Origin of the sequence: Bacillus glycinifermentans (assembly GCF_001042475.2) — a bacterium.
GTDB classification, from domain to species: domain Bacteria; phylum Bacillota; class Bacilli; order Bacillales; family Bacillaceae; genus Bacillus; species Bacillus glycinifermentans.
On the sequence record NZ_LECW02000045.1, the window covers coordinates 601,358 to 627,084 of the forward strand.

Consider the following 25,727-nt stretch of genomic DNA (forward strand, 5'->3'; position numbering starts at 1 on the left):
CTCTTTAAGAGTTGCTTTTTTTCAAGGAGGTAACCGTTATGCAGATGCCAAGGCTGATGATGGAAAGCGTCCAAGGAAGAATCGGTTTGACGACAACGCCGGCGGTCCAGAGCATCGAACAGCCGCACGCCGATTTGGAAATCGAGCAGCCTCCCGCTGACCTTGAGATTTCAGTGACGCCTTCAAAGCTAACGATTGACCAGACGAAAGCATGGGAAGACTTGGATCGGAAGCATATTTTTAAAAGGATAGAAGAGGCTGCACAGCAAGGATATCAGGACTGGCTTGACGGGATGGCGCGAACCGCCGAAGAAGGCGACGAAATGATGAGGATCGAAAACAAAGGCGATCCAATCGCCGAACAGTCAAGAAGAAACTATGAGCCTGAGCAGATTCAGATCGGTGTCCATTTCACCCCGTCTTTTGACAGAGTGAAAATCGCATATGAGCCGTCTCAACTCAATATTGAAATAACGCCGCATAAGGCGATCATCAATGCGACGCCTCACAAACCGGTCGTCGATTATACGCCTGGCAAAGTCAAGGTTGACATGCTGCAATATCCGGAGTTAAAAATAGATGTAGAGTATCCAAACCAAAAGTAAATCAGCAAAGGATCGTGACCAATGATCATTAAAACAAAATACCATGGAGAAACGCAAATTCAAGAAGAACAAATCATTATGTTTGCAAACGGCCTGCCGGGATTTTCTGATGAGAAGAAGTTCGTGATCCTGCCGCTTTCGGAAGACTCCCCGTTCGTCGTTCTCCAGTCGGCGGAAACGGCTGAACTTGCTTTCATTGTGGCAAGTCCGTTTGTGTTTTTCAAGGACTACGGCTTTGACCTTGATGAAACGACGGTTGAATTTCTTGAAATTGAAGCGGCCGAAGACGTTGAAGTGATGGCGATTTTAACGATAGAAGAGCCATTTGAAAAATCAACGGCGAATTTGATGGCGCCGATCGTCGTAAACCGCAAAAAAATGCTTGGCAAACAAGTGATCTTGCACGACTCCCCTTATCAAACAAAGCATCTGATAGGAGGGGAATCATGCTAGTCTTATCGCGCAAACTCAATGAAGCGATTCAGATCGGCGATGATATAGAAGTGAAAGTCATCGCAATTGACGGAGACCAGGTGAAAATCGGCATCGACGCGCCCAAGCATATCGATATTCACCGCAAGGAAATCTATATGGCTATCCAGGAAGAAAACAGCCGGGCCGCTTCCATTTCAAACGATTTGCTGGCGAAATTATCCTCACAAAAAAAGTGAGGATTTTTTTATTTTTGTTATAAACAATTTCAGGGTTCCTCCGATATAAAGTATGTAGCAGGAAGGACAGCCTGAATGCTTCAAAACATGCACATGGACGTGCAATCAAATTTCAAGGAGGAAATACAAAATGAGAATCAACCACAACATTGCTGCGCTTAACACGCTGAACCGCCTGTCTTCAAACAATGGCGCAAGCCAAAAGAACATGGAGAAACTTTCTTCAGGTCTTCGCATCAACCGTGCCGGAGATGACGCAGCAGGTCTTGCGATCTCTGAAAAAATGAGAGGACAAATCCGCGGATTAGAAATGGCTTCTAAAAACGCTCAAGACGGTATCTCTCTTATCCAAACAGCTGAGGGCGCATTGACTGAAACTCACTCAATCCTTCAACGTGTACGTGAACTAGTTGTTCAAGCTGGAAACACTGGTACACAACAAACTGAGGACTTAACAGCTATTCAAGACGAAATCACAGCATTAAAGGACGAAATTGATGGCATCTCAGAACGTACAGAGTTCAACGGTAAGAAATTGTTGGATGGTACTTTCAAAGCACCAGCAGATCCAGCAAACCCAACAGCAACTGATAAATCTTTAGTTTTCCAAATTGGAGCTAACGCAACGCAACAAATTTCTGTTAACATTGAAAAAATGAGCACGGATGCATTAGGAGTTAAAGATCCTGCAGATGCTACTGGTCAAACTATGTTAGCTAACCAATCAGTTAAAGATATCAATGTAACTAAATTTGCTGATAACGCAGCTACTGCAACTGATGTTGGTTTTGATACTCAACTAAAAATCGTTGATTCAGCGATCAACCAAGTATCTGCACAGCGTGCAAAACTTGGTGCAGTTCAAAACCGTCTAGAGCACACAATCAACAACCTAAGCGCTTCTGGTGAAAACCTAACAGCTGCTGAGTCTCGTATCCGTGACGTTGACATGGCGAAAGAAATGAGCGAGTTCACGAAGAACAACATTCTTTCCCAAGCTTCTCAAGCGATGCTTGCTCAAGCGAACCAACAGCCGCAAAACGTGCTTCAATTGCTTCGCTAATTGCATAAAAAGATCCTGGCTTTTGCTAGGGTCTTTTTTAATTATAATGTCATGGCAGGAATCCGATCAGTGGATTGCTGCTTTTTTATTTTGAATTTAAAAAGAGTTTTTTCCATAAATTTATTAAAATCTATCACTCGCTTAGCCGATATAAATTTTAGATCATAGCATAGGGGATGGTAAAAATTGTCGATCGGAAGACTGACATCTTTGGAGCCTATTATTGATGCTTACAAGACGCAGATGATGAGCAAACAGCAGGAAGTTGGGGAAAAGGTGCAGCAGCTTTCTTCAGAATTTTCGTTTCCTCAGCTTGAAAGAACGGTACAGGGCGCCAACAAGCTTTTGGAGCCGTCGCAAGTTCACCTTCAGTTTGAGCTTCACGAAAAGCTGGGCGAGTATTATGTGAAGGTTGTGGACGATAAGACGAATGAAGTGGTTCGGGAAATCCCGCCCAAGCAGTGGCTCGATTTTTATGCGGCCATGGCTGAATTTATGGGGTTAATAGTCGATAAATCAACATAGAAGAGGAGTGTTTGATATGGTAACGAGAATTTCAGGTTTGGCTTCCGGTATGGATATTGACGAGATCGTCAGCAAGTTGATGAAAACGGAGCGTGCTCCGCTTGATAAGCTGAAGCAAAAGAAACAGACGCTCGAGTGGCAGCGGGACAGCTATCGTGAAATCAATACTAAAATTAAAGACTTGCAGGAATTAACTTATACCATGCTTCGTCCGAGTACATACGGGGCGAAGAAAGTGACGAGTTCTGATGAGTCGGCAGTTACGGCGACAGGAACCACCAATGCAGCTTCAAGCACGATCCAGGTAAACAGACTTGCGAGTGCGGCTACTTACAAATCTTCCAATCTTTCAGGCTACACCGGCAGCGATCAAACGCTGGCCTTTCAGGTGACAGCCCCTGGAGCAACAGAAGCGAAAAAGATTGAAATCAAGGTGGCAAGCACGGATACATTAGATGACATCGTTTCAAAAATTAACAGCTCCGGTTTAGGTGTAACAGCGATTAAAGACAAGATTTACAACGGGTCTGAATATGTGGAAACGATCGCATTGACATCAAAAGCCACCGGTGCAGGCGGCAGCATTCAAGCTGCTGATGCAGCGACAGCAAGCTTCATGACAGATCAGCTCGGTTTTGCGTTTGACAGCGGCAACAAGCTGGTCGCCAGCCAGGAAGGGAAAAACGCAGAAGTCGTTATCAACGGATTGCAAATGGAGAAAACGTCCAACAATTTTACCGTCAATAATGTGACGTATACGCTGAAAAATACGACAAAAAGTGCAGTCTCATTAGACGTTTCTACTGACGTTGACACTATATTTAATCAAATCAAAGATTTTGTCACAAAGTACAATGATCTCGTCGATACGATCAACGGCAAGCTGACTGAGGAGAAATACCGCGATTATACACCGCTGACAGATGAACAAAGGGAAGCGATGTCAGATAAGCAAGTTGAGCTTTGGGAAGAAAAAGCGAAAAGCGGTCTATTAAGAAACGATACTATTCTAAGCGGCGCAGCAAACCAAATGCGGACTGACTTTTATTCCAATGTATCCGTAAATGGAGAATCCCTGAATTTAACTCAGTTCGGCATCACAACATCAAGCACGTACAATCAGCGCGGTCATTTAGAGATCAACGAAGAAAAACTGAAAGCAAAAATCGCGGAAGATCCTGACGCTGTGGCAAACCTCTTTATGGCGGGAACAAGCAGCAAGGATGAAAGCTATAACGAAAAAGGCATCATGAGGCGGTTTCAGTCTGTATTAACAGATACGAAGAAACAGATTGAAGGCAAAGCCGGAAACTCTTCAATGTCAACCAACGATTACTCGATCGGGAAAAATTTAAAACAAGTCGCAACCGATATTTCCACGTGGACGGATCGTCTGGCGCAAATTGAAAACCGCTACTATGCGAAATTCACCACGATGGATAAAGCGATTCAAAAATTGAACGAACAATCGACATACATTTCGCAAATGCTTGGACAATAATCGGAATCTGGAGGATCAAGAATGGCTTTAAACAATCCGTATGCAGCTTATCAGCAAAATTCGATTAACATGAAAAGCCCCGGGGAATTGACGCTCATGTTATACGACGGCTGCCTGAAATTTATGAAGCTGGCCAAACAGGCGATCGAACAAGGGGATTTGGAAATGAAAAATACGAACCTTGTGAAAGCGCAAAACATCATCCAGGAGCTAAATGTAACGTTAAACCGGGAAGTGGAGCTGGCCGGATCAATGGGTGCGATGTATGAGTATATCTACCGCCGTTTAATCGAAGCGAATATTAACAATGACAAAGACATTGTGACAGAAGTCGAAGGGTATGTGAAAGACTTCCGCGATGCGTGGAAGCAGGCGATTCAAATCGAGCGGCAAGGCCGGTTCGGAACAGGCGGGCACGTATAATGGGCAAAGCAGAGCTGTTCTATAACGAAACGAAAAACATGCTCGCGAAGGTGAAGGACGCCCCTGAAAGCGATGAGCTGCTTCAGGCAATTGAAGATTTTCTCCAGAAACGCGATGGCTTGATCAAAGAGATCAAGCCGCCGCTTTCTCATGAAGAAAAGCTTGAAATGAAGAAGGTGCTTGAGCTGGAACCGCTGGTTGCAGCCGAATTGAAAAGGCTGCAGCAGGATATCAAAAAAGAGCTGCTTCAGACGAAGAAAAAACGAACTCTTCATCAAACGTACAGAAATCCGTACAACAATATAACGATTGACGGCACGTACTACGACAAGCGCAAATAGGTGATAGTTTTGACGAGCACCTCGGATTATATGCTTTTATCAACTTATTATCAGCTGCTTTTTACAGTTGAGGAAGGGCTTTGCTACTTAATCGAGGCAGACCGGAACTTTGAAAAAACAGAAGGCGAACGGATTTTTAACGACCTCATCTATGCATTTTTCCACATCGACTCGTCGCACGCTCTTCTTCTTTCCATTATGAAGACAAGCTGTGCCGAGTCTTCGATCCGTTCCTTTGACAAAGTCTTCTGCGGGTTTGACAGCCTGATTTATTACACTTTTCCTTCTGCTGAATTTCAGGACTGCTTGCAAAACCGGTTTCTGCCTCTTTATCGACATTGGATGGCCGGGATTCATCGATGTATGGAGCCGTTTGTCATTCATTAACTTCGGAAATCGAAAAAGACAAATTTGAAACAATCGAATTCGCTTTAAGGGCATGTTCATCATGCTCTTTTTTCTAAATAAATGATAAGTTTTCCTTAAGCCAACCCGTTCTGATTTCTTCCGGTCATGAATATATTTAGGATTTAATAAAGGGATTTCGGCTGCCCGTGTATACATAAATGGACAAACTTCGTCAAAATTCACGGATTTTTCACATAATTTTTACGTTTCAGCAGGAATGAAGAAGGGAAAAGGCGAAATATATTTACATATCCTTAATATAAAGGAGGCGTTCTTTTGATGGAGTTCAACGTCAGAGGAGAAAACATTGAGGTGACAGCAGCATTAAGGGAACACGTCGAGAAGAAAATTGGAAAGCTGGGACGTTATTTTGAAAATGATGTCGATGCGATCGTCAACGTCAATCTGAAGTTCTACAATGATCAGGAATCAAAGGTTGAAGTGACCATTCCAATGACAGACCTCTCCCTCCGTGCCGAGGTTCATCACGAAGATATGTACAATGCAATCGATCTCGCAGCAAACAAACTCGAACGTCAAATTCGCAAGCACAAAACGAAAGTGAACCGGAAGTTTCGCGAAAAAGGTTTACCGAAGGATTTGTTTGCGGAAGGGAACGGCATCGGCACAGCTTTGCAGGAAGAAATCGACGAAGAACAGCCTCAGGTTGTCCGTCAAAAACGGTTTAATTTAAAGCCGATGGATAACGAAGAAGCGATTTTACAGATGAATATGCTTGGGCACAGCTTCTTTGTATTCACGAACGCCGAAACCAATCTGACCAATGTGGTTTATCGCAGGAATGACGGAAAGTACGGTTTGATCGAACCGACTGAATAATAAAAGAATGCATACATCCCTCTCGGATTTTCCGAAGAGGGGTTTTTTCCGTCTCCGGGCGGTAAATTGTTTGGAAATGACAAAAGGTGTGATATGATATTGCATATATGAAAATTACTGTTTGCCTGCTAATAAACAAGGAAATTTACAGAGGAGCGTTATTCTATGCTTGGAATTTTAAATAAAGTATTTGATCCGAATAAACGCACGCTCAGCCGCTATGAAAAGAAAGCGAATGAGATTGATGCGCTCAAGGCTGAGATGGAAAAGCTTTCAGATGAAGCATTGAGAAATAAAACGATCGAGTTTAAAGAGCGTCTTGAAAAAGGCGAAACGCTTGATGATCTGCTGGCAGAAGCGTTTGCCGTCGTCAGGGAAGCATCGCGGCGGGTTACCGGCATGTTTCCGTTCAAAGTTCAGCTGATGGGGGGCATGGCCCTGCACGATGGGAATATCGCTGAAATGAAAACGGGGGAAGGTAAAACATTGACTTCCACGATGCCCGTTTATTTAAACGCGCTTTCCGGAAAAGGCGTTCACGTCGTGACTGTCAACGAATACCTGGCAAGCCGCGATGCCGAAGAAATGGGTCAGATCTTTCAATTTCTCGGTTTGACTGTCGGCTTGAATCTGAACAGCCTGTCAAAAGACGAGAAGCGTGAGGCATATGCGGCCGATATTACGTATTCTACGAACAATGAGCTTGGCTTCGACTATTTAAGGGACAACATGGTTCTTTATAAAGAGGAAATGGTGCAGCGTCCGCTTCACTTTGCGGTTATCGATGAGGTGGACTCCATCTTAATCGATGAAGCAAGAACGCCGCTGATCATTTCCGGACAAGCCGCGAAGTCGACGAAGCTTTACGTCCAGGCCAACGCGTTTGTCCGTACGTTAAAAGTCGAGCAGGATTACACATACGATATTAAAACGAAAAGCGTTCAGCTTACCGAAGAAGGCATGACAAAAGCCGAGAAAGCGTTCGGCATTGAAAACTTATTCGATGTCCGTCACGTGGCTTTAAACCACCATATCGCCCAGGCTCTTAAAGCGCATGCGGCGATGCATAAAGACGTTGACTACGTCGTTGAAGACGGACAGGTTATCATCGTCGATTCGTTTACGGGCCGTCTGATGAAGGGGCGCCGCTACAGCGACGGGCTTCACCAGGCCATTGAAGCGAAGGAAGGACTTGAAATTCAGAACGAGAGCATGACGCTCGCTACGATTACCTTCCAAAACTATTTCCGGATGTACGAAAAGCTGGCCGGTATGACGGGTACGGCGAAAACGGAAGAAGAAGAATTTCGCAACATCTACAACATGCAGGTTGTAACGATTCCGACGAATAAGCCGGTGGTTCGCGACGACCGTCCTGATCTGATTTACCGCACCATGGAAGGGAAGTTTAAAGCGGTCGCCGAGGATGTCGCCCAGCGTTATATGGTCGGCCAGCCTGTCCTTGTCGGGACTGTTGCGGTCGAAACGTCTGAATTGATTTCCAAGCTGCTTAAAAATAAAGGAATCCCGCATCAGGTGCTGAATGCGAAAAACCACGAACGCGAAGCCCAGATCATTGAAAATGCCGGGCAAAAAGGCGCGGTGACGATCGCGACAAACATGGCGGGACGCGGTACGGACATCAAGCTTGGCGAAGGTGTAAAAGAGCTTGGCGGATTGGCTGTCATCGGTACGGAACGCCACGAATCCCGCAGGATCGATAATCAGCTGCGCGGACGTTCAGGCCGTCAGGGAGATCCCGGCATTACCCAATTCTACCTTTCAATGGAAGACGAATTAATGAAGCGGTTCGGAGCCGAGCGGACGATGGCGATGCTTGACCGTTTCGGAATGGATGATTCAACGCCGATCCAGAGCAAAATGGTTTCGAGAGCCGTTGAGTCTTCACAAAAACGCGTTGAAGGAAACAACTTTGATGCCCGTAAACAGCTGCTGCAATACGATGACGTCCTCCGCCAGCAGCGTGAAGTCATCTATAAACAGCGTTTTGAGGTCATCGATTCCGACAACCTTCGTTCGATCGTAGAAAATATGATTAAGTCTTCACTTGAACGAATCGTCGATTCATACACTCCAAAAGAAGAATTGCCTGAGGATTGGAACCTGGAGGCTCTTGCCGAACATATCAATGCGAACCTCCTTGATGAGGGAGCGCTTGAAAAGAGCGACATTTTTGGAAAAGAGCCTGAAGAAATCACAGAGCTCGTCTTCGACCGGATCAAAACGAAATACGCTCAAAAAGAAGAAAGATACGGCGCCGAGCAAATGCGCGAATTCGAGAAAGTGATCGTGCTCCGTGAAGTGGATACGAAGTGGATGGATCATATCGATGCAATGGATCAGCTTCGCCAAGGCATTCACTTGCGGGCATACGCCCAGACGAACCCGCTGCGCGAATATCAGATGGAGGGCTTTACAATGTTTGAAAACATGATCGCCGCCATCGAAGATGACGTGGCCAAATTCGTCATGAAAGCTGAAATTGAAAACAACCTTGAGCGCGAAGAGGTCGTCCAGGGACAGACGACAGCGCATCAGCCAAAAGAAGGCGATGATGCAAAACAAGCCAAGAAAAAGCCGGTCCGCAAAGTGGTCGACATCGGCCGAAACGCTCCTTGCCATTGCGGAAGCGGAAAAAAATATAAAAATTGCTGCGGTCGAACAGAATAAAAAGAGGGGTTCATCCTCTTTTTATTTTGACCCGGCGGAAATACTCGATGAGGTGAAGGAAATGGAATTAACTGAAATCAGACAGGAACTCGAAAATATGGCTTCTCGTTTAGCGGACTTCAGGGGGTCTCTTTGACCTCGAAACGAAGGAAGCAAAAATCGCTGAATTAGAGGAACAGATGGCCGACCCGGATTTTTGGGGAGACCAGCAAAAGGCGCAGTCGATCATTAATGAAGCAAATGCTTTAAAGGACTACGTCAACACGTATAAAGAATTAAGCGAATCGCATGAAGAGCTGCAGATGACGCACGATCTTTTAAAAGAAGATCCCGATTCTGATCTGCAAAACGAACTGGAAAACGAGCTGAAAAGCTTGACGAAGAAGTTCAACGAGTTCGAATTGCAGCTTCTTTTGAGCGAGCCTTACGACAAAAACAACGCGATCCTGGAACTGCATCCGGGAGCCGGCGGAACGGAATCGCAGGATTGGGGTTCAATGCTCCTCAGAATGTACACGAGATGGGCTGAACGCCGCGGTTTTAAAGTGGAAACCCTCGACTATCTTCCGGGGGATGAAGCGGGGATTAAATCTGTTACGCTGCTGATTAAAGGCCATAATGCATACGGCTATTTAAAAGCCGAAAAGGGCGTCCACCGTCTTGTCCGCATTTCTCCGTTTGACTCGTCCGGACGCAGGCACACGTCGTTTGTTTCTTGTGACGTCATGCCTGAATTCAATGAAGAAATCGACATCGAGATCCGGACGGAAGACATCAAGGTCGATACGTACCGGGCAAGCGGAGCCGGCGGTCAGCACGTCAACACGACAGATTCCGCCGTCCGGATTACCCACCTGCCGACCGGCGTAATCGTGACATGCCAAACGGAACGGTCGCAAATCAAAAACCGCGAGCGCGCCATGAAAATGCTGAAGTCGAAGCTGTATCAGCGCCGGATTGAAGAACAGCAGGCACAGCTTGACGAAATTCGCGGCGAGCAAAAAGAAATCGGCTGGGGAAGCCAAATCCGCTCTTACGTTTTCCACCCGTATTCTCTCGTTAAGGACCACAGAACCAATACGGAAATGGGGAACGTACAGGCCGTCATGGACGGAGATATTGACAGCTTTATCGACGCTTACTTGCGTTCCAAGCTTTCTTAAACTCCTGACACATCCGTTAAGGATGTGTCTTTTTCTGCGGCTAAACCTGCCAGCAATTGCTCATCCTAACGTCATAAGAGTGTGCACGCAGGCGGACGGGCTTTGCTTCTCTGCCGCTTTATCCCATTAGCACGTTATTTGACTGTTATTTACTTACAGCAGGCAACATGCTATACTCTCGATTGGTATCAGACTTGGCGGGGGATGACATATATGACGTTAGACAGATCAAGAAGCCGTTTTTTTGCCGTCATGCGCGATTACGGCTATATTCTTTTAGGTTCGGCGATCGTCGGCGTGACGTTTAACATGTTTCTGCTGCCGAACCGGATCGCAGCGGGCGGAGTCAGCGGGATCAGCACCATTTTACAGTCGTTCGGTTTTGAGGCAGCCTATGTACAATGGGCTTTTAATATTCCTTTATTTATAGCGGGCGTGCTCATCCTTGGAGGGAAATTCGGGGTTAAGACGCTCGTAGGCTCAGTCTTTCTTCCGCTTGTCGTCTATCTTACGCGGGACATCAGCCCGGCGACTCATAATCCGCTTTTGGCGGCGATCTTCGGCGGAGTCGGAATCGGAGCGGGCATCGGGATGGTCTTCCTTGGAAGGGGATCAACCGGCGGAACAGCGCTGGCCGCGCAAATTATCCATAAGTTCACCGGGCTGTCCCACGGCAAATGTTTGGCACTGATCGACGGAACGATCGTGCTGTCGGCGATGCTCGTGTTTACGATCGAGCAGGGGCTTTATGCGATGCTCGGCGTTTATATTTCAAGCAAAACGATCGATGTCATTCAGGTCGGGCTTACCCGTTCCAAAATGGCGATGATCATCACGAACCGCGAAGAGGAAATTCGCAAAGCGGTGCTCGTAAAAATCGACAGAGGCGTAACGAAGATCTCTGCGGTCGGAGGCTATACGGATGATGAACGCCCCATTCTGATGTGCGTCGTCGGGCAAACCGAATTCACAAAGCTGAAACAACTGGTGAAACATATTGATGAGTCCGCATTTGTCATTGCAATGGACGCTTCCGAGGTTCTCGGAGAGGGTTTTAAACGCGCGTAATCGAGGTTATAATAGGAATTGATTTCTAAAAGGAGCTGACCTCAGGATGAAAACCAAGCTGTTTACACTGTTTTTGGCTGTTTCTTTTGTGCTCGCTGCCTGCGGGGGGAATAATGAAAGCAAAGACAAAAATACAAGCGGACAGACGACTGCAAATGATGGCGAGGAAATTTATCAGCAAAACTGCACAGGCTGCCACGGGAAGGATCTGGCCGGCGGTTCTGCTCCGGGCCTGAAAGAAGTCGGCGGCAAGCTTAAAGAGAGCGAAATTAAAGACATTGTTGTCAACGGCCGCGGCGGCATGCCCGGCGGACTCGTGAAGGAAGATCAGGCTGAAGCCGTAGCAAAATGGCTTTCACAGAAAAAATAACGGTTTGCCGTGCACGACAAAAGAACCTTGTTCAACTTCGTTCGAACAAGGTTCTTTTTCATGCGTAAAGAGTCTTATTACCTATTAATAAATGAAAATTACAGCTATTTTTGTCCTGGAAAAGGTCGAAAGTCCACATTTTTTGTCTGATATTGCGTTTTTCCTACAACTTATGTCTGGATTGAAACAAAACTGTAATATCATTTTGTCTAATCTTGACGTATAATGGGTGTTGTTGAAAAAGCGCAAAAATTTTCACGATGTACATAAGGACACAAAGCGACATACTTTTTCGAAAAGTATGACCGTATAAACATAAAAGATTAGGTGATTACATGATCGAAATGAAAGATGTGTATAAGACTTATTCCAACGGGGTGTCGGCGCTGAACGGAATAAGCATCTCGATACATCCCGGGGAATTTGTTTATGTCGTCGGCCCGAGCGGCGCGGGAAAATCAACTTTTATCAAAATGATCTACCGCGAAGAAAAGCCGTCCAAAGGGAAAGTTGTCATAAGCAATAAAAACCTGGCACAGCTAAAAGAAAAAGAAATACCTTACATCAGAAGAAAAATCGGCGTCGTGTTTCAGGACTTCAAACTGCTGCCGAAACTGACGGTGTTTGAAAACGTCGCCTTCGCTTTGGAAGTCATCGGCGAGCGTCCCGAAGTGATCAGAAAAAAAGTGCTTGAGGTGCTCGATCTTGTTCAGCTGAAGCATAAAGCGAGACAGTTTCCGGATCAGCTGTCAGGCGGGGAGCAGCAAAGGGTCTCCATCGCAAGATCGATTGTCAACGCGCCTGACGTTGTCATCGCTGACGAACCGACGGGAAACCTTGATCCAGAAACATCCTGGGAAATCATGAAGACGCTTGAAGAAATCAACAACCGCGGAACAACGGTTGTCATGGCGACTCATAACAAAGAAATCGTTAACACCATGAAGAAACGGGTCATCGCAATCGAAGACGGAGTCATTGTGCGTGATGAAGCTAGAGGGGAGTATGGTTCTTATGATTAGAACTCTCGGACGGCATTTGCGCGAGAGCCTAAAATCTCTCGGAAGAAACACGTGGATGACTTTCGCATCCATCAGTGCTGTAACAGTTACGCTTATCCTGGTCGGCGTATTTTTGATGATCATGTTCAATTTGCTGCATATGACATCAAACATCGAAAAACAAGTGGAAATCAAAGTTTTAGTCGATTTAACCGCTAAACAGGATCAGAAAGATAAGCTGGAAAAAGAAATTAAACAAATTCCTGAAGTCAGCAGCATCAAATACTCTTCAAAAGATGAAGAGCTTAAAAGCTTGAGAGACAGCTTTGGTGACGACGGGAAAGTCTTTTCAATGTTTGATCAGGAGAATCCGTTAAACGATGCGTTTGTCGTTAAAACATCCAATCCTCAAGATACTCCTGAAGTTGCCAAAAAAATAGCGAAACTGGACAATGCCTATAAGGTGAATTATGGACAGGAGAAAGTTGACCGCCTGTTTAAAATCAGCAATATTACGAAAGTAATAGGAGCTGCATTGGTCATCGGGCTGCTGTTTACGGCCATGTTCTTAATCTCGAATACCATTAAAATTACGATTTTTGCAAGACGCAAAGAAATTGAGATTATGAAACTGGTAGGCGCTACAAACTGGTTCATCCGCTGGCCATTCTTCATTGAGGGTCTGCTCTTGGGCATATTCGGTTCTGTGATTCCGATCGCATTACTGCTTGGAACCTATGACTATGTTGTTCAATGGATTGCTCCAAGAGTTCAAGGAACCTTTATCGAGATGCTGCCGTACAATCCGTTTGTGTTCCAGATTTCTCTTATTTTGATGTTGATCGGCGCACTAATCGGTGTATGGGGAAGCTTGATGTCAATCCGTAAATTCTTAAAAGTATAGCCGGCATTTTTCCTGTCGGCCTAGTTTTCGCGCTGGGACCTGCAAAAAGCCGGCTCCCTTGATTCTGAAAGCAAGGAGGAACCAAGGTTGAAAAGAAGATTGATGACGCTGAGCTTAACTGCTTTACTCGGAACGTCGGCCGTTTTGATTCCTTTAAAAAGCAACGATGCGTCAGCATACGGGGATTTAGAGAAAAAGAAGAGCGACGTTCAGAGCAAGCAGTCGAAAAACGAGACAAAGCGGGAAAAAAAGAAGCGGGAGCTTTCCGAGCTTGAATCAAAGGAGTCAAGCCTGAAAAGCGACATCGAGAAAATAGACCGTCAGATGACCGATACGAATGAAAAGCTGGAAAAGAAAAACGGAGAGATCGACCAGACAAAGAAAAGCATCGAAGAGCTAAAAGCGCAGATCAAAGAACTTAAAGAAAAGATTGAAAAGCGCAACGAAATTTTAAAGGACAGAGCTCGTACAATTCAGGAAAATGGCGGTTCAAACCGATACATAGACGTCCTTCTCGGGGCAAAAAGCTTCGGCGACTTCATCAGCCGGGCGGGAGCTGTTTCAACGATCGTTGAAGCGGACAAGGATTTGATAGAAGAGCAGGAAAAGGACCTTCAGCTTGTTGAGGACAAGGAAACGAAGCTGAACGAGAAGCTGCAAAGCCTCGAAAAAGCGCTGAAAGAACTGGAAGAATTAAAAAAGGCGCTGGACGGCCAGCAGAAGGAAAAGTCGAAAGTCATGAAACAGGTGAAGCATGATAAAGATCATGTACACGCAGAGCTTGGCGCACTTGAAAATGAAGCTGAAGTTTTGAAGCGCCAGGATGAGGCGATTAAAGCCGAAGAAGCTTACAGAAAAAAGCAGGAGGCAGAGGAGAAGCGCAAAGCTGAAGCTGCTAAGTCGCAAAATACAGGCGACAGGACAGCTTCCGCGTCCAAACCGTCTGCACCGAGCAGTTCAGGCTTTATCCGTCCCGCTTCAGGCAGGTTCTCCTCCGGATTCGGAAATCGTTCTCTCGGAAACCATTTCGGAGTAGATATTGCCAACCGCGGTTCCGGCGTTCCGATTTATGCGGCTGCCGCCGGTACGGTTTACAATGCCCATTACTCGTCAAGCTATGGAAACGTCGTGTTTATTACCCATAACATCAATGGACAGACATACCAAACGGTTTACGCCCACATGTCTTCCATAAAGGTGCGCACAGGCCAGCGCGTCGATCAGGGACAAGTCATCGGAACGATGGGCAATACAGGCCAGTCCTACGGTCAGCATTTGCATTTTGAAATTCATAAAGGCCTTTGGAACAACGCGAAGTCGAATGCTGTTGATCCGGCAAACTATATACCGCTTTAAAGATTTCATGCCGGCCCGGTCATAACATGACCTGGCCGGCTTTTTATATTGGCTGAAGGTTTTATAAAAAACGCCTTGTCAGTTCAAGGTACGGGGTATAGAATAAAATTATAGTCGACGGTCGACCGTCGACAATTGAAAGAACGAGGGGGATAATCTGATGAAGGCATTCAGCATTGCGAGCATACCGGGAGACGGCGTGGGAAAAGAAGTGGTTCCTGCTGCACAGCGTGTTTTGAAAACGATTTCAGATATTCACGGCGGGCTGTCCTTTGAGTTTACGGAATTTCCTTATAGCTGCGAGTATTATTTGGAGCACGGGGAAATGATGCCTGACGACGGATTGGAGCGGCTAAAGGGGTTTGACGCTATTTTCCTGGGTGCAGTCGGAAATAGGAGTCTTGTTCCCGACCACATTTCGTTATGGGGGCTGTTAATTAAAATAAGACGCGAGTTTGAACAGGTGATCAACATTAGGCCTGCAAAGTTTTTGAAAGGGATCAGGTCTCCCTTGGCCAATCCAAAGGATTTTGATCTGCTTGTCGTACGGGAGAACAGTGAAGGCGAATACAGCACGATCGGCGGGAAAATCTACCGTGGCGAAGAGGAGATCGCGATTCAAAATAACGTGTTTTCGAGAAAGGGAACGGAGAGAGCGATGCGCTTCGCCTTTGAAATGGCGGCCAAGCGGAAAAAGCATGTCACAAGTGCGACAAAATCGAATGGCATCGTTCATTCTATGCCTTTCTGGGATGAAGTGTTCGAGTTTACGGCAAAAGATTACCCGGAAATTACAACGGACTCACAGCATATCGACGCGCTTGCCGCTTTTTTTGTCACACAGCCTGAGCGGTTTGACGTGATCGTTGCAAGCAATTTGTTCGGCGACATTTTAACTGATATCGGTGCTGCGATCATGGGAAGCGTGGGAATTGCGCCGGCAGCCAACATCAATGTCAACGGCAAATACCCTTCCATGTTTGAACCTGTTCACGGTTCGGCCCCGGATATTATCGGAAAAGGGATCGCCAATCCGATCGGCCAAATCTGGACAGCGAAGATGATGCTCGATCATTTTGGTGAAGAAGAGCTGGGAAATCGGCTGCTCGACGTGATCGAAGATGTCTTGAAAAGCGGCTGGCTGACGCCGGATATCGGCGGGACGTGCACCACGAAAGAAGTGACAGATGAAATCATCAACCGTTTGAAAAACGTATAAAAAACGTAGTGAAAACTGCCGGAATCATTGAGGCAGTTTTTTCGTTCATTGGAAAAACAATTTACATGAACTGAATCTTTTTGACGCATACTACATCAAGCAACAAAACATAGTGCAGCCAGAAGAGGAGGTATAGGATGTATCAGAAAATTGCACGGATTATCGTTGCCGTCAGTCTGCTGTGCGGTTTATTAGCGGGAGCCGATCTGATGCCAAAAGCCGCAGCGACCGCTAAAGACGGAGGCGCAGCGAGAAACGAGGCGATGGAGAAGATCGAAAAGGCATACGATCTGATCTCAAATGAATACGTGGAGCAGGTGGACAGGGAAAAGCTGCTGGAAGGAGCCATTCAGGGCATGCTTTCCACATTAAACGACCCATACTCGGTTTATATGGATAAACAGACTGCAAAACGGTTTTCGGATTCTCTTGATTCCTCCTTTGAAGGAATCGGTGCAGAAATCGGAATGGAAGAAAGAAAGATCATCATCGTCTCTCCTTTCAAACAATCGCCGGCTGAAAAAGCCGGATTAAAGCCGAACGATGAAATTATCAGCATTGACGGCGAATCGATGGCTGGAATGGATCTGAATGATGCCGTATTAAAGATCAGGGGAAAAAAAGGATCGACGGTTACCCTGAAGGTTCACCGCCCCGGCATGAAAGATCAGCTTACATTTACGATCAAACGCGACGAAATACCGCTTGAGACTGTTTTTGCCTCGGTGAAAAGAGTAAAGGGCAAGCCTGTCGGCTACATTGCGATTTCTTCCTTTTCAGAACATACGGCTAAAGATTTTGCTGCTGAATTGAAAAAGCTCGAGAAAAAGGGAATTGATGGTCTTGTATTAGACGTCAGGGGCAATCCTGGCGGATATTTACAAAGTGTTGAAAACATTTTAAAACATTTTGTGACAAAAGATCAGCCGTATATTCAAATTGCTGAGAGAAACGGCAATAAAAAACAATACTTCTCAAAGCTGAAGGAGAAAAAGTCTTATCCTGTAAGCGTCATTACGGATAAAGGAAGCGCATCCGCATCGGAAATTCTCGCCGGGGCTTTAAAAGAAGCGGGCGGATATCCTGTCGTCGGAGATCCTTCCTTTGGAAAAGGCACCGTTCAGCAGGCCGTTCCGATGGGCGATGGAAGCAATATCAAATTGACGCTGTATAAATGGCTGACGCCAAAAGGAAATTGGATCCATAAAAAAGGCATTCAGCCGACGATTCCCGTCACACAGCCGGCTTATTTTTCAGCAGGTCCGATTCAGCTTAAAGAACCTCTTAAACCGGATATGAACAACCGCGATATTAAGCGGGCGCAGCTTCTGCTCAAAAGTCTCGGCTTTGATTGCGGGCGATATGACGGATATTACAGCGAAGGCACTAAAAAAGCAGTGACGGCGTTTCAGGCACAAAACAAACTGAAACGGTCCGGAACAATTGACCAAAAAACGGCAAATACAATAAATCTCAGGATTGAGGAAAAAAAGCTGGATGAAAAGAACGATCTGCAGCTTCAAGCCGCATTAAACGTGTTGTTCACAAAAAAGTGAGGAGGAAAGATACCCTCACTTTTTTTTATTCTCAGAAAGTAATTTCTCAATCTTTTTACCTAAAATTTTTGTTTTTTCATAAAAAAAACATTCAGAATGAATAGAAATGACCCGATAAGAAAGTATATGGGAGACTTTATTAGGATGTAAAGATGCAGTAAAAATGTAACTTTTGCAAGTTGTATAAATAATGAAAAGTTCTTAAAATAAGAAATGAACCTATCATAAATTATAATGCGTGCATTTTTTTTGCGGAGAATGTCAGCGCTAATTCGCGTTCTTCGTCTCTGTTTGGTGGAGTCGTCTGACGCTTGCGCTTTTCTTATATATAAATAATAAATGGGGGTACACGATTGAAAAGGGCAAGTATTGTGAGAGAGAAAAAATACTATGAATTAGTGGAGCAATTAAAAGTTCGATCACAAGACGTTACGTTTTCCGCTACAAAGGCCGTAGGACTGCTTATGCTGTTCAGCAGATACCTCGTCAACTACACAACATTGGAAAGTGTCGATGACATCACCGAGGATTGCGCAGAACTTTATTTTAATTATTTAATGGACAACCATAAGCGTCTGGGCATTAATTTAACAGATATCAAACGTTCCATGCAGCTGATTGGGGATATCCTGGATGTTGAGGTGAATCACTATTTAAAGGACTTTTCTTTGTCGAATGTGACGCTTTGGATGAGTCAGGAAAAATAAACCCGCGTTTACCATACCCAAGCATTTTATTATTTGTTAGAATAGTAATAAAATGCACCAGCTTGCCTTAAGATGCGCGCATTCGCTGCAGTGAATGCGCGTATGACAGGCGCCGGCGGTTTGCAAGATACGAAATGCTCGGCGTTTCGGCCGATAGGCACTGCCTAAAATGCCGCCCGCCGTCTTCTTCTGCAAACGCCTGGACAAGCTGGGTTTTCAAATTATACCCAACGTAAAAGGCTGCCGGTTAACAGGCGGTTTTAAAATGCTTGGATAGGCGGTGAACGTTTCCTTGTCAGTTGAAGATACTTTAATTGAACTTTTAAAAGGAGCAGGTATGTTCTTTTTGCATCCGCTCTTCTATTTAATGATGATCATGAGTCTTGCCTACGGCTATGCCCGGATCAAACGTGAAAGAAAGACATTTCAGACGCGCATTGAAGATATACATGATGAATTCAAGTTTACATATTCTAAAGGACTTTTGGCGGGAATCCTCCTGTCCATTGTCTCTTTTGGCTTAGGCATCTCGCTTCCGCTCGGAATGCTCATTTTGATAGCGGCCGCGACTGCGATCTTTGCTTTGACATTCAGACAGAGCCTGCTGTCTTCGGCTTATACGCTTGGGTTGAGCATCGTGATCGGCTGCTGTATCGTTTATTTCTATCCGGAAGCTGCGGCTGCCGTTCTTCCGCAGCTGTCCCTTGCGAATTGGTCTGCGGCTGCGGTATTGCTCGGTCTTCTCTTAATAACAGAAGGCATACTGGCATACAAAACGGCTCATGTGCGGACGTCTCCGTCGATCGTGATGAGCAAGAGGGGGCTGCCGATCGGACAGCAAATCGCCGGCCGGACATGGCTTCTGCCATTGTTTATTCTGATTCCGGGCGACGCGATTCAATCCTCTGTTCCCTGGTGGCCCGTTTTAACGTTCAACGGAGACGCTTTTCAGTTATTGTGGATTCCGTATATCATCGGTTTCGGCCAGCGAGTGCAGGGATCGCTTCCAAGCGAAAGTATCAAGATTACGGCGAAGCGCATCAGCATTCTCGGCGGCATCACAGTGCTGATCGCAGCCGGGAGCGTATGGTGGCCGCCGCTTGCCGCCGCTGCAGCGGGAGCCGCTATAGCGGGAAGGGCTTTTTTAACATGGAAACAGCGGGTGAACGACAATTCCGCGCCTTTCTATTTTTCAAAAAGAGATCAGGGACTGATGGTTCTCGGCATCATTCCAAACACGCCGGCGGCCGATCTGGGCCTTCAGATTGGCGAGATTATTACGAAGGTCAACGGCGTAGAAGTGAAAAATGTGGCGGAGTTTTATGAAGCTTTGCAAAAAAACCGCGCCTTTTTCAAGCTTGAAGTGGTCGGTTTGAACAATGAAGTTCGTTTTGAACAAAGGGCTTCATACGAAGGAGAGCATCATGAACTCGGGATTATCTTCGTGAAAGAGGAGGGGCTTGCGTCCGAACATTCCGAGGCTGCAGCATCTGCTGAAACCTTTTAGCATATTATTTTGAAGAAAGCGTCATCGTCCGGCGCTTTTTCTTTTGGTTAAAAGGATTTGTATATCGTGAGAAAAGGAGAATGAGAAAGATGAAGACGGCTTTTCTAACCGGTGTTGCTGTTTGCCTTGTTTCGATCGTGATTTCGTTTGCGGCGGAGGATTGGACATTGGTTTTCAAAATTTCGGGTACGGCCGGCCTCGGCGCGGGTCTTCTTTCCGCTCTATTTTCGGGCGCATTCGTCAGCGGGGACCGCTTCAGGGGAAATCACCATTCGGAAACGGAAGAGCATAGAAGGTCAAATCACAAGATGACGAACGCCCTCGCGTTTTTCGCGATTCCGAATCTGCTGGCGGCCGGTGTTTCGTTCTTTTTTGCGTTTTAACGGGCTCTGTTTCGAATAGCGCCGCATGAAGGTGGGTATGATAATGAAGTGAGTGTCTTGGTTTGTCCGTTTCTTTGTTCTTTAATATAATCAAATAAGATCAAGAAACGTGAGGAGGGTTTTTGTGTTTACAAAAGCCGTTTTTGCACTAATTTTTCCTTTCTTGCTTGTCTTGTTTTTTACAAGGGTGACGTATAACCATTATGTAGGCATCGCCCTTACAGCCGCTTTATTGTTCGCCTCATATCTGAAAGGCTACACGGAAACCTTTTTTATCGTTGGAGTCGATATTGTCTCCCTCGTGGCCGGAGCGCTGTATGCCGCCAAAAAAGCGGCCGAAAAGAAGGAAGAATCATAGAACCCGTTTGGATGTATTGCCGCGAACCCTGCTTTTGAAGATAAAAGGAGGGGTTTTTTGATAGATGGAAAACGGCGGAAGGCGCAGGAAAATACGAAAACCGAACTTTAGTTCGTATTTTTCTGTCGGATGTGTTAAAATAATAGAACAGGAAGATTTCGTAAGGAAACGGAGGCTTTTTTGTGAAAGACCGCTTTGAATTAGTCTCAAATTATCAGCCCCAGGGAGATCAGCCGAAAGCGATCGAACAGCTTGTGGAAGGCATACGGGAAGGCAAAAAGCATCAGACGCTTCTGGGCGCGACAGGTACAGGGAAGACGTTCACCATTTCAAATGTGATTCAAGAGGTCAATAAACCGACCCTCGTCATCGCCCACAACAAAACGCTTGCCGGACAGCTGTACAGCGAGTTTAAGGAATTTTTCCCTAACAACGCAGTCGAGTATTTTGTGAGCTATTACGATTACTATCAACCTGAGGCGTATGTTCCGCAGACTGATACGTTTATAGAAAAAGACGCCAGCATTAATGATGAAATAGATAAATTAAGGCACTCGGCCACATCGGCGCTTTTCGAACGCAAAGATGTCATCATCGTGGCGAGTGTCTCTTGTATTTACGGTTTGGGTTCGCCTGAGGAATACAAAGAACTCGTGCTCTCGCTGAGAACGGAAATGGAAATCGAGCGAAACGAGCTTCTCAGAAAGCTCGTCGATATCCAGTACGCGCGCAATGACATCGATTTCCAGCGCGGGACGTTCAGGGTGCGCGGGGATGTCGTCGAAATCTTTCCGGCTTCAAGGGATGAGCACTGCATCCGGGTCGAATTTTTCGGTGACGAAATCGAGCGGATCAGGGAAGTTGACGCACTGACGGGCGAAATTTTGGGTGAGCGCGATCATATCGCGATTTTTCCGGCTTCCCACTTCGTCACCCGTGAGGAAAAAATGAAAAAAGCGATCTTGAATATTGAGGCGGAGCTTGAAGAGCGGCTCAAGGTTCTGCGCGACGAAGGCAAGCTTCTCGAGGCCCAGCGCCTGGAGCAGCGTACGAAATACGATCTGGAAATGATGCGGGAAATGGGCTTCTGCTCGGGCATCGAGAACTATTCGCGGCATTTAACGCTCCGCCCGGCGGGCTCCACCCCGTATACGCTCCTCGATTATTTTCCGGATGACTTTCTGATGGTCATCGATGAGTCGCATGTCACCATTCCGCAGGTCAGGGGGATGTATAACGGCGACCAGGCGAGAAAACAGGTGCTCGTCGACCACGGGTTCCGGCTTCCGTCGGCTTTGGATAACAGGCCGCTGAGGTTCGAGGAGTTTGAAAAACACATTCATAACATCGTGTATGTATCAGCGACACCGGGCCCTTATGAGATTGAGCATACCCCTGAAATGGTCGAGCAGATCATCCGGCCGACCGGGCTGCTTGATCCGATCATCGATGTAAGGCCGATCGAAGGGCAGATCGATGATCTCATCGGCGAAATCAGGCTGAGAATCGACCGGAACGAACGCGTTCTCGTCACAACGCTGACGAAAAAAATGTCAGAGGATTTGACGGATTACCTGAAGGAGATCGGAATAAAGGTTACATACCTGCATTCCGAAATCAAAACGCTTGAACGGATCGAAATCATCCGCGATCTCCGTCTCGGCAAGCATGATGTCCTCGTCGGCATCAACCTGTTAAGGGAAGGTTTGGACATTCCGGAGGTTTCGCTCGTTGCGATACTGGATGCCGATAAAGAAGGCTTCCTCCGCTCCGAGCGCTCCCTGATCCAAACGATCGGCCGGGCGGCAAGAAACGCCGACGGCCGGGTCATTATGTACGCGGATAAAATCACGAATTCCATGGAGATCGCGATCAATGAGACGAAGCGCCGCCGCGAGCAGCAGGAAGCATTTAACCGGAAACACGGCATTACGCCGAAAACGATCAACAAAAAGATCCGCGACGTCATCCGCGCAACCTATGCGGCTGAGGAGCAGGAAGAATATAAAGTAAAAGAGGAACCGAAGCTTTCGAAATTGACGAAGAAAGAGCGGGAAAAAGTGATCGCACAGATGGAGCACGATATGAAGGAAGCCGCAAAAGCGCTTGACTTCGAACGCGCCGCCGAGCTTCGGGACTTACTTCTAGAGCTAAAATCGGAAGGGTGAATAGAGTATGGCAATGGAACGAATAGAGGTGAAAGGAGCAAGGGCTCATAATCTGAAAAACATCGACGTCTCCATCCCCCGGGATAAGCTGGTCGTTCTGACGGGCCTGTCCGGGTCAGGGAAGTCCTCTCTTGCGTTCGACACGATTTACGCTGAGGGGCAAAGGCGTTATGTCGAGTCTCTTTCCGCATATGCCCGCCAGTTTTTAGGGCAGATGGACAAACCGGATGTGGACGCGATCGAGGGCCTGTCACCGGCTATCAGCATCGACCAGAAAACGACGAGCCGCAACCCCCGCTCAACGGTCGGAACGGTAACGGAAATCTATGATTATCTGCGCCTCTTGTATGCGAGAATCGGAAAGCCGGTCTGTCCGGTCCACGGCATCGAAATAACGTCACAGACGATTGAACAGATGACAGACCGGATTTTGGAATATCCGGAGCGCACGAAGATTCAAGTGCTTGCACCGGTCGTATCAGGACGAAAAGGAGCGCACGTCAAAGTCCTTGATCAGATCAGAAAGCAGGGCTATGTGAGAGTCCGGATCGACGGGGAGATGAACGATCTTTCAGAAGATATCGAGCTTGAAAAAAACAAAAAGCATTCGATTGAAGTCGTTGTCGATCGTATCGTCGTCAAAGAAGGCGTGACAGCGCGTCTTTCTGATTCGCTTGAAACCGCGCTCCGCCTCGGCGAAGGACGGGTTATTATCGATGTCATCGGTCAGGAGGAGCTGCTTTTCAGCGAGCACCACGCCTGTCCGCACTGCGGATTTTCGATCGGTGAGCTTGAGCCGAGAATGTTTTCCTTTAACAGTCCGTTCGGCGCCTGCCCAAGCTGCGACGGTCTCGGGGCCAAGCTTGAGGTCGACGTCGATCTCGTCATTCCGAACCATGAGCTGACGCTTAAAGACCACGCGATCGCACCGTGGGAGCCGACGAGCTCGCAATACTATCCAAAGCTTTTGGAAGCGGTGTGCAACCATTACGGAATCGATATGGACGTGCCGGTTAAAGAGCTGCCGAAGCACCATCTTGACAAAATCCTTTACGGCAGCGACGGCGAGCAGATATATTTCAGATACGAAAATGATTTCGGCCAGATTCGCGAAAATTACATTGAGTTTGAAGGCGTCATCCGCAATGTCGAAAGGCGCTATAAAGAAACGGGTTCCGACTACATCCGCGAACAGATGGAAAAATACATGGCCAATCAGCCGTGTCCTTCATGCAAAGGATACCGCCTGAAAAAAGAAGCCCTGGCAGTGCTGATCGACGGCCTTCATATCGGGAAGATCACGGACATGTCCGTGGCAAACGGACTTGAGTTTTTCCGCAGTTTGCAGCTTTCCGAAAAAGATATGCAGATCGCCAATCTGATTTTGCGGGAAATTGAGGAAAGGCTCGGATTTTTAAATAATGTCGGCCTTGATTATTTGACGCTCAGCCGGGCGGCAGGTACGCTCTCCGGCGGAGAAGCGCAGCGGATCCGTCTCGCGACGCAGATCGGATCCAGGCTGACCGGTGTGCTTTATATCCTTGATGAACCGTCAATCGGTCTTCATCAACGGGACAACGACCGCCTGATTGACACGATGAAAAACATGAGGGATATCGGCAACACGCTGATTGTCGTCGAACACGATGAAGATACAATGCTTGCCGCCGACTATTTAATCGATATCGGGCCGGGAGCGGGCGTCCACGGAGGCGAAGTGATTTCGGCGGGAACGCCTGAAGAAGTCATGAATGATGACAAGTCATTGACAGGGCAGTACCTCTCAGGGAAAAAGTTCATTCCCCTGCCTGCTGAACGGCGAAAGCCGGACGGCCGTTTTATCGAAGTGAAAGGGGCAAAGGAAAACAACCTGAAAAACGTTTCCGTGAAGTTTCCGCTTGGCGTGTTCACCGCCGTCACGGGTGTTTCCGGATCGGGCAAAAGTACACTCGTCAATGAAATTCTCCACAAAACGCTTGCCCAAAAGCTGCATCGTGCAAAGACAAAGCCGGGAGAAGCCAAGGAAATCAAAGGAGTCGAGCATCTTGATAAGGTGATTGACATCGACCAGTCGCCGATCGGCCGGACACCCCGGTCAAACCCTGCCACATATACGGGCGTGTTTGATGATATACGGGATGTGTTTGCTCAGACGAACGAAGCCAAAGTCAGAGGATACAAAAAAGGCCGCTTCAGCTTCAACGTGAAAGGCGGACGCTGTGAAGCATGCAAAGGCGACGGCATCATCAAAATTGAAATGCATTTTCTGCCTGATGTGTATGTGCCTTGCGAAGTCTGCCACGGCAAACGGTACAACCGGGAGACGCTGCAGGTGAAGTACAAAGGAAAAAATATCGCCGATGTGCTTGAAATGACAGTCGAAAATGCGGTTCAGTTTTTTGAAAACATACCGAAGATTAAGCGCAAGCTTCAAACCCTTTATGATGTCGGCCTCGGCTACATCACGCTCGGCCAGCCTGCGACGACGCTTTCCGGAGGAGAGGCGCAGCGCGTCAAGCTGGCATCTGAGCTGCACCGCCGGTCAACAGGAAGGTCTCTTTACATTTTGGACGAGCCGACTACCGGTCTGCATGTCGATGATATTGCAAGGCTTTTGACCGTCCTTCAGCGTCTGGTCGAAAACGGTGATACCGTGCTTGTCATTGAGCACAATCTCGATGTGATCAAGGCGGCCGATTACTTGATTGATTTAGGGCCTGAAGGAGGGGAAGGCGGCGGAAACATTGTTGCCTCCGGACCGCCTGAAGACGTGATCAAGGTCGAAGCTTCCTATACAGGGCGCTATTTAAAGCCGGTGATTGAACGCGACAAAAACAGAATGAAAAAACGGCTTCAGGAAAAAGAAGCCGTCAGACCATAAGCAATCGAGGCTGCCGAC

At 46.9% G+C, this 25,727-nt stretch carries 26 protein-coding genes; 25 read left to right on the forward strand and 1 reads right to left on the reverse strand.

Annotated elements, in window-relative coordinates; all coding sequences use genetic code 11:
- Positions 1 to 38 precede the first annotated feature (38 nt).
- The 20 genes from AB447_RS22285 (at position 39) to AB447_RS22380 (ending at position 18,412) form a co-directional block, all read left to right on the forward strand.
- On the forward strand, positions 39 to 605 hold the full coding sequence (locus AB447_RS22285; protein WP_048354940.1) for a DUF6470 family protein: 567 nt from the start codon (positions 39 to 41) through the stop codon (positions 603 to 605).
- 21 nt (positions 606 to 626) lie between these two features.
- Complete coding sequence (fliW, locus tag AB447_RS22290; protein ID WP_048354941.1) at positions 627 to 1,058, forward strand: flagellar assembly protein FliW; 432 nt, start codon at positions 627 to 629, stop codon at positions 1,056 to 1,058.
- Positions 1,052 to 1,276, forward strand: coding sequence for a carbon storage regulator CsrA (gene csrA, locus AB447_RS22295; protein ID WP_048354942.1), 225 nt, complete (start codon positions 1,052 to 1,054; stop codon positions 1,274 to 1,276). The genes fliW and csrA overlap by 7 nt, the downstream gene beginning before the upstream one ends.
- A 130-nt stretch (positions 1,277 to 1,406) precedes the next feature.
- Positions 1,407 to 2,339 (forward strand): flagellin Hag, encoded by a 933-nt coding sequence (hag, locus tag AB447_RS22300; RefSeq protein WP_048354943.1) that lies wholly within the window; start codon positions 1,407 to 1,409, stop codon positions 2,337 to 2,339.
- A 186-nt stretch (positions 2,340 to 2,525) separates the two neighbouring features.
- Complete coding sequence (gene flaG / locus AB447_RS22305) at positions 2,526 to 2,864, forward strand: flagellar protein FlaG (RefSeq protein ID WP_048405766.1); 339 nt, start codon at positions 2,526 to 2,528, stop codon at positions 2,862 to 2,864.
- Positions 2,865 to 2,880: 16 nt separating this feature from the next.
- Positions 2,881 to 4,365 carry a flagellar hook-associated protein 2 gene (locus tag AB447_RS22310; RefSeq protein WP_048354944.1) on the forward strand — a complete coding sequence of 495 codons (1,485 nt, stop codon included), beginning with the start codon at positions 2,881 to 2,883 and terminating at the stop codon, positions 4,363 to 4,365.
- A 21-nt stretch (positions 4,366 to 4,386) separates the two neighbouring features.
- Positions 4,387 to 4,788, forward strand: a complete 402-nt coding sequence (gene fliS / locus AB447_RS22315; protein WP_048354945.1) for a flagellar export chaperone FliS — start codon at positions 4,387 to 4,389, stop codon at positions 4,786 to 4,788.
- Positions 4,788 to 5,129 carry a flagellar protein FliT gene (fliT, locus tag AB447_RS22320; protein ID WP_048354946.1) on the forward strand — a complete coding sequence of 114 codons (342 nt, stop codon included), beginning with the start codon at positions 4,788 to 4,790 and terminating at the stop codon, positions 5,127 to 5,129. The genes fliS and fliT overlap by 1 nt, the downstream gene beginning before the upstream one ends.
- A gap of 9 nt (positions 5,130 to 5,138) precedes the next feature.
- A complete protein-coding gene (locus AB447_RS22325; protein WP_048354947.1) occupies positions 5,139 to 5,516 on the forward strand; it encodes a DUF8042 domain-containing protein in 378 nt (125 codons plus the stop codon).
- 300 nt (positions 5,517 to 5,816) lie between these two features.
- Positions 5,817 to 6,377: a ribosome hibernation-promoting factor, HPF/YfiA family gene (hpf, locus tag AB447_RS22330; RefSeq protein WP_048354948.1), complete on the forward strand. Its 561-nt coding sequence runs from the start codon at positions 5,817 to 5,819 to the stop codon at positions 6,375 to 6,377.
- A gap of 165 nt (positions 6,378 to 6,542) precedes the next feature.
- The gene (gene secA, locus AB447_RS22335) at positions 6,543 to 9,068 is read left to right on the forward strand and encodes a preprotein translocase subunit SecA (protein WP_048354949.1); all 2,526 of its coding nucleotides are present in this window, start codon (positions 6,543 to 6,545) and stop codon (positions 9,066 to 9,068) included.
- Between the two features lie 61 nt (positions 9,069 to 9,129).
- Positions 9,130 to 10,231, forward strand: a protein-coding gene (gene prfB, locus AB447_RS22340) for a peptide chain release factor 2 (protein WP_096892183.1) whose coding sequence is annotated in 2 segments (ribosomal slippage) — positions 9,130 to 9,201 and positions 9,203 to 10,231 — 1,101 coding nt in all. Because the reading frame shifts where the segments join, the coding sequence is not laid out codon by codon here.
- 213 nt (positions 10,232 to 10,444) lie between these two features.
- The gene (locus AB447_RS22345) at positions 10,445 to 11,299 is read left to right on the forward strand and encodes a YitT family protein (protein ID WP_048354951.1); all 855 of its coding nucleotides are present in this window, start codon (positions 10,445 to 10,447) and stop codon (positions 11,297 to 11,299) included.
- Between the two features lie 46 nt (positions 11,300 to 11,345).
- On the forward strand, positions 11,346 to 11,669 hold the full coding sequence (gene cccB, locus AB447_RS22350) for a cytochrome c551 (RefSeq protein ID WP_048354952.1): 324 nt from the start codon (positions 11,346 to 11,348) through the stop codon (positions 11,667 to 11,669).
- A 335-nt stretch (positions 11,670 to 12,004) separates the two neighbouring features.
- The gene (gene ftsE / locus AB447_RS22355) at positions 12,005 to 12,691 is read left to right on the forward strand and encodes a cell division ATP-binding protein FtsE (protein ID WP_046129465.1); all 687 of its coding nucleotides are present in this window, start codon (positions 12,005 to 12,007) and stop codon (positions 12,689 to 12,691) included.
- On the forward strand, positions 12,684 to 13,574 hold the full coding sequence (gene ftsX, locus AB447_RS22360; protein WP_048354953.1) for a permease-like cell division protein FtsX: 891 nt from the start codon (positions 12,684 to 12,686) through the stop codon (positions 13,572 to 13,574). Before ftsE ends, ftsX begins: the two co-directional genes overlap by 8 nt.
- 87 nt (positions 13,575 to 13,661) lie before the next feature.
- Positions 13,662 to 14,930 carry a murein hydrolase activator EnvC family protein gene (locus AB447_RS22365; RefSeq protein ID WP_048354954.1) on the forward strand — a complete coding sequence of 423 codons (1,269 nt, stop codon included), beginning with the start codon at positions 13,662 to 13,664 and terminating at the stop codon, positions 14,928 to 14,930.
- 160 nt (positions 14,931 to 15,090) lie between these two features.
- Positions 15,091 to 16,149 (forward strand): tartrate dehydrogenase, encoded by a 1,059-nt coding sequence (locus tag AB447_RS22370; RefSeq protein ID WP_048354955.1) that lies wholly within the window; start codon positions 15,091 to 15,093, stop codon positions 16,147 to 16,149.
- A gap of 137 nt (positions 16,150 to 16,286) precedes the next feature.
- Complete coding sequence (ctpB, locus tag AB447_RS22375; RefSeq protein ID WP_048354956.1) at positions 16,287 to 17,705, forward strand: carboxy-terminal processing protease CtpB; 1,419 nt, start codon at positions 16,287 to 16,289, stop codon at positions 17,703 to 17,705.
- A gap of 353 nt (positions 17,706 to 18,058) precedes the next feature.
- Entirely contained in the window at positions 18,059 to 18,412 is a 354-nt protein-coding gene (locus AB447_RS22380) for a swarming motility protein SwrAA (RefSeq protein ID WP_048354957.1), read from the forward strand.
- 67 nt (positions 18,413 to 18,479) lie between these two features.
- On the opposite strand, the gene AB447_RS25980 is transcribed toward AB447_RS22380, so the two are convergent.
- Positions 18,480 to 18,632, reverse strand: coding sequence for a hypothetical protein (locus AB447_RS25980; protein ID WP_156183559.1), 153 nt, complete (start codon positions 18,630 to 18,632; stop codon positions 18,480 to 18,482).
- Positions 18,633 to 18,749: 117 nt separating this feature from the next.
- Here AB447_RS25980 and AB447_RS22385 point away from each other — a divergent pair, with 117 nt between their 5' ends.
- From AB447_RS22385 to uvrA, 5 genes are all read left to right on the forward strand, one after another.
- On the forward strand, positions 18,750 to 19,919 hold the full coding sequence (locus AB447_RS22385; RefSeq protein ID WP_411801406.1) for a PDZ domain-containing protein: 1,170 nt from the start codon (positions 18,750 to 18,752) through the stop codon (positions 19,917 to 19,919).
- An 89-nt stretch (positions 19,920 to 20,008) separates the two neighbouring features.
- On the forward strand, positions 20,009 to 20,302 hold the full coding sequence (locus tag AB447_RS22390; RefSeq protein ID WP_048354958.1) for a DUF5316 domain-containing protein: 294 nt from the start codon (positions 20,009 to 20,011) through the stop codon (positions 20,300 to 20,302).
- A 124-nt stretch (positions 20,303 to 20,426) separates the two neighbouring features.
- Positions 20,427 to 20,660, forward strand: a complete 234-nt coding sequence (locus tag AB447_RS22395) for a CsbA family protein (RefSeq protein WP_048354959.1) — start codon at positions 20,427 to 20,429, stop codon at positions 20,658 to 20,660.
- Positions 20,661 to 20,842: 182 nt separating this feature from the next.
- The gene (gene uvrB / locus AB447_RS22400) at positions 20,843 to 22,828 is read left to right on the forward strand and encodes an excinuclease ABC subunit UvrB (RefSeq protein ID WP_057957756.1); all 1,986 of its coding nucleotides are present in this window, start codon (positions 20,843 to 20,845) and stop codon (positions 22,826 to 22,828) included.
- A 7-nt stretch (positions 22,829 to 22,835) separates the two neighbouring features.
- Positions 22,836 to 25,709, forward strand: coding sequence for an excinuclease ABC subunit UvrA (gene uvrA, locus AB447_RS22405; RefSeq protein ID WP_048354960.1), 2,874 nt, complete (start codon positions 22,836 to 22,838; stop codon positions 25,707 to 25,709).
- The last annotated feature ends 18 nt before the right edge of the window (positions 25,710 to 25,727 follow it).